This window comes from Micromonospora sp. WMMC264 (genome assembly GCF_027497275.1).
Lineage (GTDB): Bacteria > Actinomycetota > Actinomycetes > Mycobacteriales > Micromonosporaceae > Micromonospora > Micromonospora chalcea.
Window position 1 is genome coordinate 2,316,103 of record NZ_CP114907.1, and the last position, 14,528, is coordinate 2,330,630.

The 14,528-nt window shown below is 74.8% G+C and carries 9 protein-coding genes and 1 pseudogene; 7 read left to right on the top strand and 3 right to left on the bottom strand.

Annotated features, from left to right (window positions below; all coding sequences use genetic code 11):
* Positions 1-101 precede the first annotated feature (101 nt).
* From dinB to O7542_RS09650, 3 genes are all read right to left on the bottom strand, one after another.
* Entirely contained in the window at positions 102-1,289 is a 1,188-nt protein-coding gene (gene dinB, locus O7542_RS09640; protein WP_281606063.1) for a DNA polymerase IV, read from the bottom strand.
* Between the two features lie 99 nt (positions 1,290-1,388).
* A complete protein-coding gene (locus O7542_RS09645; protein WP_104114170.1) occupies positions 1,389-4,574 on the bottom strand; it encodes a penicillin acylase family protein in 3,186 nt (1,061 codons plus the stop codon).
* A 259-nt stretch (positions 4,575-4,833) separates the two neighbouring features.
* Complete coding sequence (locus O7542_RS09650) at positions 4,834-5,967, bottom strand: N-acetylmuramoyl-L-alanine amidase (protein WP_104114171.1); 1,134 nt, start codon at positions 5,965-5,967, stop codon at positions 4,834-4,836.
* A 212-nt stretch (positions 5,968-6,179) separates the two neighbouring features.
* Between O7542_RS09650 and O7542_RS09655 the strand changes: the two genes are divergently transcribed.
* From O7542_RS09655 to O7542_RS09685, 7 genes and pseudogenes are all read left to right on the top strand, one after another.
* Entirely contained in the window at positions 6,180-6,626 is a 447-nt protein-coding gene (locus tag O7542_RS09655; protein ID WP_281606064.1) for a thioredoxin family protein, read from the top strand.
* A 114-nt stretch (positions 6,627-6,740) separates the two neighbouring features.
* Positions 6,741-7,181 carry a DUF4395 domain-containing protein gene (locus tag O7542_RS09660; protein WP_281606065.1) on the top strand — a complete coding sequence of 147 codons (441 nt, stop codon included), beginning with the start codon at positions 6,741-6,743 and terminating at the stop codon, positions 7,179-7,181.
* Positions 7,182-7,222: 41 nt separating this feature from the next.
* Positions 7,223-9,013: a hypothetical protein gene (locus tag O7542_RS09665; protein WP_281606066.1), complete on the top strand. Its 1,791-nt coding sequence runs from the start codon at positions 7,223-7,225 to the stop codon at positions 9,011-9,013.
* A gap of 292 nt (positions 9,014-9,305) precedes the next feature.
* Positions 9,306-10,943, top strand: coding sequence for a serine/threonine-protein kinase (locus O7542_RS09670; RefSeq protein WP_281606067.1), 1,638 nt, complete (start codon positions 9,306-9,308; stop codon positions 10,941-10,943).
* 54 nt (positions 10,944-10,997) lie between these two features.
* Positions 10,998-12,005, top strand: a complete 1,008-nt coding sequence (locus O7542_RS09675; protein WP_281606068.1) for a hypothetical protein — start codon at positions 10,998-11,000, stop codon at positions 12,003-12,005.
* Between the two features lie 73 nt (positions 12,006-12,078).
* Positions 12,079-12,801 (top strand): annotated as a pseudogene (locus O7542_RS09680) (hypothetical protein); the annotation flags it as partial.
* Positions 12,802-13,286: 485 nt separating this feature from the next.
* Positions 13,287-14,516: an MFS transporter gene (locus O7542_RS09685; protein ID WP_043323874.1), complete on the top strand. Its 1,230-nt coding sequence runs from the start codon at positions 13,287-13,289 to the stop codon at positions 14,514-14,516.
* The last annotated feature ends 12 nt before the right edge of the window (positions 14,517-14,528 follow it).

Here is a 14,528-nt window from a genome sequence, read left to right on the forward strand (position 1 = left end):
GTAGATGCTGGTGGCGGACCGGGACCCGCGCGCCCGTCCGCAGGCCGCGTCCGTGACCCCGGGTCGGAGCGCGCCTCCTACCGGGGGAGGAGGCGGAGCGGTCAGTCCGGCAGCCGGGGCATCTCGACGCCCGGGTCGCGGCCGAGCAGCACCCCACGGGTCAGCGCCCGTGATCCGAAGCGGTCGCGTACCGCGTCGACGGCGGCGTCCAGCGCCGGACCCGGGTCGGCGGTGAACGGCAGGGCCAGCTGGGTGTGCCCGCCGCCGAGGTTTGCCACCGAGACGCCGAGCAGCGTGACGCCGCGCAGCGCGATCTGCGGCAGCGCGGCGCCCAGCAGGTCACGGGCGGCGTCGCGCAGCGGCGCGGTCTGCGCGGTCGGCTCGTCGAGCGTGTGCGACCGGGTGACCCGCGTGTAGTCGGCGAAACGCAGCCGCAGCGTCACCGTGCGGCCGGTGCGCCGGGCCGCGCGCATCCGCGCGGTCACCCGGTCGACCAGACCGGCCAGCACCGCGTCCAGCTCGGCGGGGGAGTGCGGGCCGCGCCCCAGCGCGTGCTGCGCGCCCATCGAGGAGCGGCGGCGGCCCACCTGCACCGCCCGGGGGTCGCGGTTGTGCGCCAGGGCGTGCAGGTGCCGGCCGGCGCCCGCGCCGAGCAGCGACACCAGCGCCGGCTCGTCCAGCCGTGCCACCTGCCCGACGGTACGGATGCCGCGTTCGCGCAGCCGGGCGGCGGTGACCGGGCCGACGCCCCACAGCCGCTCCACCGGCAGCGGGTGCAGGAACGCCAGTTCCCGCTCCGGCTCGACCACCAGCAGCCCGTCCGGCTTGGCCACGCCGCTGGCGACCTTCGCCAGGAACTTCGTCCGGGCCACGCCGACGGTGATCGGCAGGCCGACCTCGCGGCGTACCCGCTCCCGCAGCGTTGCCGCGACGGCGGCCGGCGTTCCGGCGAGCCGCCGCAGCCCGCCCACGTCGAGGAACGCCTCGTCGATGCTGAGCCCTTCGACGAGTGGGGTGGTGTCCCGGAAGATCTCGAACACCGCCCGGCTGGCGGCCGTGTACGCGGCCATCCGGGGCGGCACCACGATCGCGTCCGGGCAGAGTCGCCGCGCCTGCCGGCCGCCCATGGCGCTGCGCACGCCCCGGGCCTTGGCCTCGTAGCTGCACGCGAGCACCACGCCGCCGCCGACGATCAGCGGCCGGCCGCGCAGCCGGGGGTCGTCGCGCTGCTCGACCGAGGCGTAGAACGCGTCCAGGTCGGCGTGCAGGATGGTGGCCTCGCTCGACACCCCGCCATCCTCGCACACATGTTCGAACAGGCGTGGCTGACCTGCCCGGACGCACGCGACCGGCCGGCGGATGGTTCCCGCCGGCCGGTCGCGTGCGCCTCACCGTCCGTAGACCTCGAACTCGTAGAGCGAGAAGCCGTACGAGGTCGCCCGGGTGACGCCGTACATCCGCACGTAGCGGGCGCTGACCGGGGCGAACGTCACGTTGTCGACGCCGCCGTTGCCGGTGGTGGTGCTGAACACCGGCTGCCAGGAGTTGCCGTCAGCGGAGACCTCGATCCGGTAGCCGGTGGCGTACGCGGCCTCCCACCGCAGCACCGCCCGGCTGATCGTCCGGGCCGAGCCGAGGTCGACCCGCAGCCACTGGTTGTCGTTGTAGCTGCTGGCCCACCGGGTGCCGAGGCTGCCGTCGACCGCCTTGGCCGGGGTGTTGCTGGTCAGGAACTGCGTGCTGGACGCGGTGGCGGTACGGCCCTGCGCCAGGTTGGTCACCGTGTCGCCCCGGCGCGCCGGGAACGACACGACCTGCTGGTACGTGGGCCGGTTCTGCCAGCCGATCAACGGGTGGGTGATGCCGCCGAGCCCGGACTGGGCGATCGCGTCGGCGCACCACTGGTCCCCGGCACCGCAGGACGAGTCACCCGGGTAGACGGTGGCCGCCGGGGCGGCGGTGGCCTGGCCGAGCGTGTCCAGCAGCGCCTGCCGGCACGCGCCCAGGTTGCCGTTGCCGCAGTACGTGCGCCCGAGCCCGCCGGCCACCGGGTCGCCGAGCACCGCGCGCAGGTCCTTGTCGACGTAGCCCCACCAGCCGTACTGGAACGCCGAGCCCTTGTGCGCCTGGCCCTGCGACGCCCAGCTCACGCTGCCGTCGCGCGCCGCGTTCTGCCCGCCCGAGGGCGACTCGTTGACCTGCAGCGCGTCGACCAGCGCGCCGTACAGGTCGGGGCCGAGGCCGGGCCGGAACTGCGCCGCCGCCAGCAGCGGCCACCAGGCGTCGAAGATCCGGATGGCGTCGGCGTGCTGGTAGACCTTCGAGCCTGGTGACGTCTCCACCCGGCGGGACCCGGCCTGCTGCCAGGCCCGCAGCTTGGTCACCGCGGCGGCGAGCGCCGGGTCGGTGACCGGCGTGCTGTCCAGCACCCGCAGCAGTTCGCCGAGGACCTGCTGGCCACGCAGGTCGGTGACTCCCGCCTCGGCGGTGATCCGGACGACGTCGGCGCGGCTGAGCTTGCGCTGGGCGATGGCGGCCTTCACCGGGCCGTCGAGCAGTTGACCGCGGTGCACCGCGCCGTAGCTGAAGTTGCCGTCGGCCGCGCCGAAGTCCCGCGCCTGCTTGTTGTTCCAGCTGACGTAGTAGTCCTGGTTGACCGACTGCGGGTGGGCCGACGCCGGTGCGTAGGTGGCGTCGTTGGTGTCCGGGTTCCAGCCGACCCACTCGTACGCCGGCTCGGCCTTGGCCGGCAGGTTCGGGTCGAGCGTGGCCGGGCGGACCGGGTTCGCGCCGGAGTTGTAGTACGCCGCCTCGGTCGAGTTGACGTAGAACCAGTTGAACGCGTACCCGACGTTCGCGGCGGACGCCTGGAACGCCGCCGCGCTGCCCATCGCCGCCGGGTCGTTGAACGCCTGGAAGCCGATCGCCGAGTCGGCCTCGTGGCGGTAGGTGGAGCGCAGCTTCGTGAACGCGGTCGGCTGCCCGTTCACCATGCCCCGGTAGGCGACCAGCCCGTACTTGGTGCGCAGCGCGCGCAGCGTGTACGCGCCGGCCGGGGTGGAGTCGGCGAGCGTCGGCGACCACGAGTTGCGCTTCTCCAGCACCTCCATGGCCACGCACTGCCCACGGTAGAGGTAGCGGTTGGAGCGCAGCGTCGGCGCGGTGCCGTCGGTGGTGCACAGCGGCACCGCGTACGTGTCGGTCAGGTCCTGGGAGGCGGAGGTGGCGCTCCACGCGTAGTCCTGGCCGCGGCCGAGCAGCACGTAGAGGTTCAGCCCGGCGAACGCCGCGCCGCGCGCGCTGATCCCCGGCCCCTGCAGTTCCTGGAGCATGAGCAGCTGCGGGGCGAAGTAGCCGGTCTGCGGGCCGAACACGGCCACCGGGTTGCCGGTGGTGGTGTGCCGGCCGGAGACCACCACCGCGTTGGACATGCCGTGCGTGCGCAGGGTGGACAGGCCGCCGAGCAGGTCCTTGGTGGCGGCGCTGCTGCCGGTGCGGGCGGCGGCCCCGCCGGTGGCGTCGTACGCGAGCGGCTCGGCGACCACGGTGCCCGCGTCCGGCAGCACCGCGCTGGTGGCGCCGGGCGGTGTCGCGCCGTACGGGAAGCTCTGCCCGTCGTGCAGCGTCAGCACGGTCTCCGGGTCGTTCTGCGAGCGGAACGCCGCCCAGACCCGGTCGCCCTCGGTCGGGCCGTACTTGGCGCGGGCGGCCACCCGGACCAGCGCGGACCGGACCTCGCTGCCGCCGCCTCCGCCGAACAGCCCGCCGATGACGCCGGCGGTGGCGATCAGGTCGGTCATGGTGAAGTGCTTGGGCTTCCCGGCGCCGGTGAGCACGTACTCGCCGGGGTAGTTGTCGTCGGCGATCGACTTGTCGATGTAGGCGTTGATGCCGGCGATGTAGTCGGCCACGTCGGTGTAGAGCTGCTGGCCCCGGGTGCCCTTGAGGCGCAGCGCGTCCACCTGGGCCTGGAGGTCCGCCTCGGTGTAGGGCGAGTTGGCCCAGACGCTCTGCTCCAGCTCGCGGTTGCCGGGGGCGCCACCGGCGAACGAGCTGACGTTGCCGCGGCCGACGTGCCGCAGCAGGTCCATCACCCAGAGCCGGTCCTGGGCCCCGGCGTACCCGGCGCCGAACATGGTGCCGCCGCGGGTGGTGCCGGTGACGTGCGGGACGCCGGTGGCCTTGTCCCGCACGATGGTGACGTCCGAGCGTGGCGAGATCCTGCTCTCGACCTGCGCGTCGGGGACGCCGAACGAGGCGTCGTTGTAGAAGTGGGCGATCTGCTCGTCGGTCAGCCCGGCGTAGTTGTAGACCAGGTTGGCGTACTCGTCGAGCTGGTCGCTGGAGTGCGCGGGCCGGGTGCCGAGCGTCTGGTGGGCGAGGATCGCCACGAGCGTGGCGTTGCCGTTCTGCCCGGGCGGCAGGATGTCGGCGCACTGGCCGAGGCAGTAGTCGTCGGGGGTGAACGTGGTGGCGGCGAGCGCCGGTGACGGCGCGATGACCGTCAGGACGCTCGCGGTGAGGGCGGCGGTGGTGAGCGCCGCGAGGCGGGCACGGATGGCGGGTAATGGCATGGCGATCCTCCGGGGGACGCGGAGTAGGGCCGTTCGGTACGCCCGGCTGACGGCGTCTCGGCCTCCGCGCCCGGGCGTCCTGCCCGGAGGTGAGAATGACTCATATCTATCTGCGGGCAATGATCGGGGCACCACCGCCGTCCGGGATAGCCGTCGTTCACCAGTCGTCAATGCCGACGTTTCGCCGCGATCCCGGCCGTAACGACGCGGTGGGGGTGGCACCGTTGCCACCCCCACCGCTCTCCCCGCCGGTGCGCCGTCAGTGCTTGTGGAACGACTGGCGCACCACACCCCCCACCAGCGCGCACCAGGTGGTGGTGCTGATCTTGCCGTTGGGCGGTAGTCCGTGCAGGCGCTGGAGGTCCTTCACCGCCGTGCGGGTGGCGTGGTCGTACTCGCCGGTCTCGATCACCTCGGCGTAGCCCTTGGCGGCGAGCATGAACTGCGCCGCGGCCACCGGGACGCCGGTGGACTTCTGGTCCAGCTCCGGGGCGAGGGTCTCCCAGGTCGGCGCGGTCAGCGTGGCGTCGACGTCGACCGGGATGCCGTTGCGCGCCTGCCAGTCCTGCACGGCGGCGACGGTGGCCGCGTCGAACACGCCGGTGACCGGCACGGTGTAGCCGCGGAACGTCAGCAGGCGCTGGGCGACCTGGACCACCGGGCCGCCGACGAAGCGCCAGATGTCCGGCCAGCGGCGGGCCGGCACGTCGCCGAGCCTGGTGCCGAGCTGCTTGAACACCGCGCGGCGCAGCGCCGGGAACTCCCGGTAGAACATCGCGCCCGGGCAGAGCGTGGCCCGGAAGTCCCAGTGGCCGAAGATGTCGTGGGCGTGCAGCCCGTACTGCCGGCAGATCGCGGCGCACAGCCGGGCGAGGGAGTCGAGCAGTTCCTCCGGCGGCGTCTCGGTGACGTAGGTGCCCTCGTTCTCGATGCCGATGGCCCGCCCGTTCTCGCCGGGGCAGTGCGCGGCGATCATCTGCCGGTCGCCGGCGCGCAGCCGGTCCAGGCTGCCGTGCCGTCCCTCCAGGACGTGGCCGCCGCGGCTGACGGTGAAGTGCTGCCCGGTGTCGGACCAGCCGTTGCCGTCCATGTGCAGGTCCTGGCAGTCGCGGGCGAGCTGCTTGGCGTGCTCCTCGGAGTAGTCCGTGACGTTCGGGAACGCCATGTGGTGCACGATGATCTTGTTGGTGGGGGTCGCGCTCACCGACAGCGGATCGGCCGGCGGGCGGGCGGCCCACTCGTCGCAACCGATGATCCAGTCGAGGTCCGCGCCCGGCGCGGCGTGCGCGGCGGCCGGCCGGACGAGCTCGCTCCCGACGACCGCGACCGCGGCGGCGCCGAGGCCGGCCCGCAGCAGCGTACGGCGGTCCAGCTCGGGGTGGTCGAAGTGCATTCCGCCTCCTCGATGGCCCGGCCGGGGCCGGGTGATGTAAAGGAACTCCAACGGCTGCGCGCGAGGTGGAGAATATTGCCAAGGCGGCGCGGCGCGCCAGAGGACAAAAGCGACGTTCGCCGGGCCGCTCCTACCGCCGGAGTAGGCGATCTCACGTCCGCTGACCGGGATGGACCATGTCGCGTCGTGATCGGCCGTGGCAGCCTGGACCCGTGCAGTCGCCCAGCCCGGCCGGGATTCTCGTGCTCGTCGCGGTGCTCGCGGCCGCCACCGCGTTCGGCTGGTGGCGCCGCCGCCACGACGGGCGGCTGCGCGCCGTCCGGAAGCGCCCATCGGACGCCGCCGCGCCGCACCGGGCCACCCTCACCGCCCTCGGGGTACGCCCCGGCGAGCGCACGCTGGTGCAGTTCTCCGCCCCGGTCTGCGCGCCCTGCCGGGCCGCCCGCCGGGTCCTCGCCGACGTCGCCGCCCGCCTCGACGGGGTCACGGTGCTGGAGGTCGGCGTGGACGAGCACCTCGACGCGGCCCGGGAACTGGACGTGTGGCGTACCCCGACCGTGCTGGTGGTGGACGGCGCCGGCCGCGTCGTGCGCCGGGCCGCGGGCGTGCCCGACCGCGACGAGCTGATCGCCGCGCTCACCGCCGGGGTGGCTCGATGACCGGCGTACGGCTGACCCGTCGCCGGGTGGTGGACCACGGGCGGCTCGCCGCGAGCCTCTGTGCGCCGGTCCGTCCCGCCTGACCGACCGCCCCCGCACGAACGGACCCACCCCATGCTGCTCGACCCCCGGGGACCGCGCTTCGCCGCCGTCCTCACCACAGTCGTCCTCGCCATCGTCCTCGTCACCGGCTCCGGGCTGCTCCTGCTCGCCCAGGCCGTCGTGTTCGCGCTCACCGCGCTCAACCCGCGCCTCGGCCCGTACGGCCTGCTGTTCCGCGCCCTGGTGGCGCCCCGGCTGGACCCGCCGGCGGAGCTGGAGCCGGTCGCCCCGGTGCGCTTCGCCCAGCTCGTCGGCCTGGTCTTCAGCGTCGTCGGCGCGGCCGGCTGGCTCGCCGGGATGCCCGCGCTCGGCCTGGCCGCCACCGGCGCGGCGCTCGCCGCCGCCTTTCTCAACGCCGCGTTCGGGCTCTGCCTCGGCTGCGAGGCGTACCTGACGATCCGCCGTCTGACCGGGCGGCCGCTGGCCGGCCGGGTGGCGGCGCCCCCACGCTGACCGTCCGCCCGTACGCTGGCCCCGGCGGATGGGGGAGGGGCATGGCAGGTCGCGCACGGCTGGACCGGCGCAGCGTGCTCGTCGCGGCGGGCGGACTCGCGGTGGCCGGGATCGGCGTGCCGGTCGGGCTGGCCGCCACGAACGACCGGCCACCGCCGCCCGCGCCGCGCGGACGGCGGCCGATCAGCATGGCGATGCACCTGCACGCCTCGTTCAGCGAGGGCGTGGCCAGCTACGCCGCCCACCTCGACCAGGCCCGCCGCAACGCCGTCGACGTGCTCTGGTGGACCGACCACGACTTCCGGGTCGCCGCCCACGACCACCGCCGGGTCGTCCACTTCGACGGCCCGGAGGAACGCGAGGGCGGGCTGGCCTGGACGTGGCAGCCGGCCACCGAGGGGCGGCTCACCGCGTCGGCCGCCGACTTCGTGGACGTCCCCGACGCCCCTGACGGTCCCGGCCGCGCGCTGCGCCTGGTCGCCGCCGGGACCGGCGCCCACTGGTACGCGGGCAAGGCGTGGAACTGGACGCACACCTCCAACATCTCCGACACCACGCTGCACCTCGACGTACGCCCCGAAGCCGCCGGCCGGGACGCCACGCTCACCGTGGAGATCGCGCTGTCGCACCACCCCGCCGGACCCGGCCGCCCCGCCGGGCAGCTCGTGCTGCGCTACCGCCTCGGCGGCGTCGACACGGTCCGGCACTCGGTCGACGGCCGTTTCGGCACCGTGGAGCGGCCCGCCCCGGCCGGCGCCTGGCAGCGGCACACGTTCGAGCTGCTCGCCGACGTGCGGCGGCTCTGGCCCGGCCTGGTGGCGGGCGACAACTCGCTGCGCGGGCTGCGCCTCGGCGTCACGGTGGCAGGAGGCGCGCGCGGCGCGTACCTGGTGGACCGGCTCGTCTTCGACCGCGCCCGCCGCGCCGGGCAGGCCGGCGAGGAGATGCGCGCCGAGGTGCTGCGCGGCTACGACGGGGCGTACCCGGGCGTGACCCACCACCGCGCGTACGAGGTGTCGATGGTGCGGCACCTCAACTGGTTCGGCGGCGACGGCACGCTGCCGAGCTTCCCGTCCCCGCCGTACCGGGACAACGATGTCGAGGCCACCGAGAAGATGGTGCGGTTCCTGCACTCGCACGGCGGGGTGGTGTGCTGGAACCATCCGCTGGACACCGAACGCCGCGAGTCACTGGCCCGGCTGCTGGTCAGCCGCAACGCGCTCGGCGTCGACCTGATCGAGATCGGGCGCCGGCCGGTCGAGGACTACCTCTGGGCGTACGACGTGGCGGCCCGCAACGCGATCCCGCTGACCGCCGTGGGCGTCACCGACGACCACGACGGCACCGACTGGCGGGCCGGCCGGGACCGGAACGTCACCTCCGTCTGGGCGGCCTCGACCGGCCGTGACGACCTGGTCGCGGCGCTGCGCGCCGGGCAGGCGTGGTTCGCCGACCTGGCCGGCTACCGGGGCGCGCTGGACCTGGAACTCGGTGGCCGCAGCGGCATGGGCGCGCTCGCCGTGCTCGCCGAGGACACCATCACGGTGCGGCTGCGCGCCACCGACCTGCCCGCCGGGGCCACACTGGAGGTGGTCACCGGCGAGGTCGACCGGGCCGGTGTCGCGGACCCGACTCCGGCGGTCCGGGTCGGGCGGGTCCCGTGGCGGCAGTTGCGGGCGGGCTGGCACGACCAGCCGGTGCGCGTCGGCGCCGGCACGTACGTGCGCACCCAGGTACGCGACCGCGAGGGCGAGATCGTGGGCGCCAGCAACCCGATCTGGCTGCTCCGCACCCCTCCGCCCGCAGGCATCCCCCCACCCCGCCGCTTCTGACCGCCACCCTCCGCCTGTTCCGTCGATCATGAAGTTGACGGCGATGTCGGTCCCTTTTGTCCACGCCAACCTCATGATCAACGAGGTGAGGGTGGTTGCCGGGATCTGGTACTCGTGGCGGTGTGTCCGAAACCGACCACCTACCGCGCCGCGCCGTGCCGCGCGGGCGCCCGGCCGCCGACCGGCGGCCGGAAGCAGCCGTTGCGCCGATGGCCGGCCGCCCCGGCCCGGTGAGAATGACCAGCGAGGCGGCATCCGACACCCGCCCGTGGGACGCGGTGGAGTCTGTCGCATGAGCGGCTGGGAACTGTCCGGCTACACGCCGGTCCGCCGGCTCGGCGCCGGCGCGTCCGGCAGCGTCGTGCTCGCCACCCACGACCGGACCGGCACCCCGGTCGCCATCAAGTACCTGGTCCGCGACCTGGGCGAGGACTCGTCGTTCCGGACCGCATTCCGCGCCGAGGCCCGGCTGCTCGGCGAGATCGACGACCCGCACGTCAGCCGCCTCTACGAGTACGTGGAGAGCCCGCACGGCGCGGCCATCGTGATGGAACTGGTCGACGGCGTGTCGCTGCGCCAGATGCTGCGCGCGCACGGCCCGACCACGCCCGAGGCCGCGCTCTGCGTCCTCAAGGGCTCACTCGCCGGCCTGGCCGCCGCCCACGCCCGCGGTGTCGTGCACCGCGACTACAAACCGGAGAACGTGCTCGTCACCGGCGCCGGGCTGAGCAAACTCGCCGACTTCGGCATCGCCATGCCGGTCGGCCAGGGCTCCGACACGACTGTCTCCGGCACGCCCCGCTACATGGCCCCCGAGCAGTGGACCGGCGCCCCCGCCGCCCCGACGTGCGACGTCTACGCCGCCACCGCCACGTTCTTCGAATGCCTCACCGGCCGGCCCCCGTACCAGGGACCGGACCTGCTCTCGCTGCGCGACCAGCACGCCTTGGCGCCGATCCCCGCCGAGGCGGCGCCCCCGCCGGTGCACGAGCTGCTGCGCCACGGCATGGCCAAGCGCCCCGACGAGCGGCCCGAGTCCGCCGAGGCGTTCCTCGGCCTGCTGGAACAGGTGGCCGGCGCCGGCTACGGCCCGCAGTGGGAGGAACGCGGGCTGCGCGAGCTGGGCCGCCGGGCGGCGCTGCTGGCCGCGCTGTGGCCGTTCCCCGAGCGGGCCGAGGGGGCCACCGCCGTCGCCCACACCGCGGTGGCGGACACGGCGCTCGGCGCGCGCTCCGGCCGGCGCGGACTGTTCCGCAAGGGTCGCACCCGTACCGCGCTGGCCGCCGGAGCCCTGGCCGCCGCCGTCGTGGCCGGCGGCGCCGGCTACAGCTACGCCGCCAACGACGGCACCGACGCCGCCGCCCCCACCGGCCCGGCGAGCGCCGCCCCGGCCACCACGACCGCGCCCACAGCGGACCCGACCGCCGCCGGGACGCCGAGCCCGTCGCCGACACCCACCCCGCCCACCGCGTCACCGCCGCCCGCGCCGTCCGCCACCCCGGACCGGACCGGGTCGCCGACCCGCGCCGGCACGCCCACCCCCAGCGCGTCGCGCAGCACCACCCCGCCACCGCCGGACGTGACCGCGCCGGTCGTGGACGGGGTACGCGCCGACCCCGGCGAGCTGGACCCGAAGGGCTGCCCCTACGGCGCGAAGAGCAGCACCGTCACCGCCACCGTCACCGACGACCGCAGCTCCCCGGCCGAGCTGACCGTCACCTTCGGCTACACCCTCGACGGCGCCACCGGAACGGTCCGGATGGCCACCGCCGGCCGCGGCGTGTTCACCGGCACGCTCGGCCCGCTGTCCACGCCCAAGCGCAGCGCCCGCATCCCGATCCGGGTCACCGCCGCCGACGCCGCCGGCAACACGACCACCTCGGCGTCACCGGTGTACGTGACGCTCTACCACGACTGCACCCCCGGCTAGGAGTACGACAGTGCCCGCTGCCCAGCACCGCAGCCCGTTCCGGGGACGTCCGGCGTGACCCGGCCCGACGAGCCCACCGAGGCGCTGCCGACCCGCGCCCTGCCGGTGACCCCGCCCGGGGACGCCGATGCCGCCGAGCCGACAGTCCACCTCGTCGCGCCCCGCGCCGCCGCCGAGGCGGAGCCGACCGTTTCTCTGTCTGCGGTGAGCGCAGAGCCGACGGTGTCGCTGGCCGTGGACGGCGCGGAGCCCACTGTGCCACTCGCCCGGCCGGAGGTGGACCGCTCGCCAGATGCCGAGCCGACCGTCCACCTGAGTCCGGCTCCGGCTCCGGCAACGGCTCCGATTCCGGCCCCGGGCACCGTGACCGGGCAGGCGACAGTGCGTCCGCGGCCGGCGCCGCCGGCCAGGGGCCCGGGCGTGGAGCCGACCGTCTCGTGGCAGCCCACCGGCGTACCGCATGGGCACCAGGCCGGCGGGCCGCAGACGGCGACGGGCGCCGGGGCGTACCCGGATCGGACCGTGGGCGCGCGGGCGCCCAGCGGCGTCCCGGCGCCCGCGCCCGGCGGCGAGTTGCGCTTCGGGCCGGGCGTGCCGGTGACGCCGCCGCCCGCGCCGCCCTGGCCGACCGCGCCCCCGATCCGGCCGCGACCGGTCTGGCGGCGTGTCGTCTCGGTGCTGTCCACGCTGCTCACCGCCGCGCTGCTGCTCACTGTCGGCCTGTACCTGTGGCAGCGGCTGCGCCCGATGGAGGTCGAGCAGGTGTCGGTGGCGGCGAACCGGCCGGCCGGTGTCGCGTGCGACGTGACGGTGGACGTGGTGGCCACGGTACGGACCAACGGGCGCGCCGGAACGATCCGCTACCAGTGGTTCCGCTCGGACGGCCCGCCCGGCGCGGTGCTCACCGAGCGGGTCGGCAGCGGGCAGCACACCGCGACCCTCACCCTGGAGTGGACGTTCTCCGGAGTGGGCACGACAGTCGGCACGGCCACCGTCAACATCATCGAACCGGCGCCGATGCAGGCCGGCACCCGCGTCAGATACCGCTGTCCCGGCGGCTGACCGCGTTTCCCCGCGCGCGGGTCCGGGTAGCCCCACCCGAACAAACCTGGACCACGTACGTGGAGGCCCTTCGATGAGAGACAACTTCGGGGACGCGGTGGGCGACGCGTTCCGTTCGGTGATGCTGTTCCTGCCCAAGGCGGTCGCGTTCGTCGCGATCCTGATCGCCGGCTGGCTGATCGCCAAGGCCGTGCTGAAGCTCGTGGACAAGGTGCTGGAGCGGGTCCACTTCGACCGGGCCGTCGAGCGCGGCGGCATCAAGACCGCGCTGGCCCGCTCCAAGTACGACGCCAGCGACATCGTCGCCAAGCTCGCCTACTACGGCGTGCTGCTGGTCACGCTCCAGCTCGCGTTCGGCATCTGGGGCCCCAACCCGATCTCCGACCTGATCGCCGGTGTGATCGCCTGGCTGCCCCGGGCGTTCGTCGCCATCGTCATCGTGGTGGTCGCCGCGGCCATCGCCCGTGCGGTGAAGGACATCATCTCCAGCGCGCTCGGCGGCCTCTCTTACGGCCGGGTGCTGGCGAACCTCGCCTCGGTGTTCATCCTGGGCCTCGGCGTCATCGCCGCGCTCAACCAGATCGGCGTCGCCACCACTGTCACCACTCCGGTGCTGATCGCGGTGCTCGCCACCGTGGGTGGCATCCTGGTCGTCGGCGTCGGCGGCGGCCTGGTCCGGCCGATGCAGAGCCGCTGGGAGAACTGGCTGACCCGGGCCGAGGAGGAGTCGCGCACCATCGCCACGCACGCCCGCGCGTACCAGGCCGGGCGCCGCGACGTCGAGGCCCGCCTGGCCGCCACCGGCCCGTACGCGGACTCCGAGCTGACCCAGCCGGTGAGCCGGGACGCCGAGGCGGACCGTACGCAGCCCGTCCCCGCGTACCCGGCCACCCCGGCCGCCGCCGGTGCGGACGCCACCGAGCCGGTGCCGGCGGAGGCCACGCAGCACATTCCGGCGTACGCGGACTCCGACCGCACCCAGCCGGCCACGCCGCGTCAGCCGACCGCCGAGCAGGCCGCGGACAGCGAGGCCACCATGGTCATCCCGCAGGCCGACGTGGAGAAGTTCCGCCGCTGACCTGGCGGCAGTGACACTCGGGGCGGGACCGCACGGTCCCGCCCCGATCTCGTGCCCGCCGGGGGACCACCGGGGCGCCTCGCGGCGGATAGGATCCCGGCATGACCTGGCGATGTTGATGCCCTACTGAGCGACGAGGCCGTGGGCCGCCGCGGACGCCGTGCATTCCGGCCGGTGTCCGTCACGTCCCGTGGGAAGGTCCCATGCTCGTCGCTCCTGCCCGCGTACCCGCGACCCGCCGCCTGGCGGCGACGCTCTACGGGTACGCGTTTCTCACCGACCTCGTCCTGCTCTACCCGCTCTACGTGCTGCTGTTCGCCGACACCGGGTTGTCGGTCGGGCAGATCTCCTCGCTGTTCGTGCTCTGGGCGGCCGCCGGCATCGTGCTGGAGGTGCCCTCCGGGGTGTGGGCCGACACGGTGTCGCGCCGGCTGCTGCTGTGCCTGGCGCCGCTGCTCGCCGCCGCCGGTTTCGCGCTCTGGGTGCTGCTGCCGTCCTACCCGGCGTTCGCCGTGGGTTTCCTGCTGTGGGGCGCCGGTGGCGCGCTGCGCTCGGGCGCGCTGGAGGCACTGGTCTTCACCGAGCTGGAACGTCTCGGCGCGGCCGACAGGTACGCCCGGCTGATCGGCCGGGCCCGCACCGCCGAGGTGCTCGGCGCCGTCGGGTCCGGGGTGCTCGCCGGGCCAGCGTACGCGCTCGGCGGCTACCTCGCGGTCGGCGCGGCGAGCGTGGCGACCTGCCTGCTGGCGGCAGCCGTCGCGGCCCGCTTCCCGGAACACCGCCCACGATCGTCCGCGCCGGTTCCAGGTGGCGAGCCGGACGGGCCGCGCGCGAGTGCCGCGCCGGGTGACGACGAGCCCGGCTGGCTGGACAGCCTGCGCCTGGGCCTGCGCGAGGTGCGCGCCGACCGCCGCGTCCGGGCCGCCGTGCTGCTGGTCGCGGCGGTGACAGCGATCTGGGGTGGGCTGGACGAGTACACCGGGCTGCTGGCCGCCGACACCGGTATGGCCGAGGTGGGCGTACCGCTGCTGCTCCTGCTGGTCTGGGCCGGGATGACTGTGGGTGGGCTGCTCGCGCCGCTGGGCGAGCGGCTGTCCCACCGGGGGTACGCGGGCCTGCTGGTGTTCGCGGCGGGCGCGACGGCGGCCGGGGCGCTGCTGCGGCACCCGGCGGGGTTCGTGCTGCTGGCCGCCGCGTTCGCCGCGTTCCAGCTCGCCACGGTGCTCGCCGACGTGCGGCTGCAGGCCCGGATCGCCGGGTCGGCGCGGGCGACCGTCACGTCGCTGGCCGGGATGGCCACCGATCTGACCATCGTCGCCTTCTACGCCGGGTACGGGCTGCTCGCCGGCGCGGTCGGCAACCCGGCTGCCTTCGCGGTCGCGGTGCTGCCGTACCTGCTGGTGGCGCTGTGGCTGTTCACCGGTCGAGCATGAATCACCAGAAAA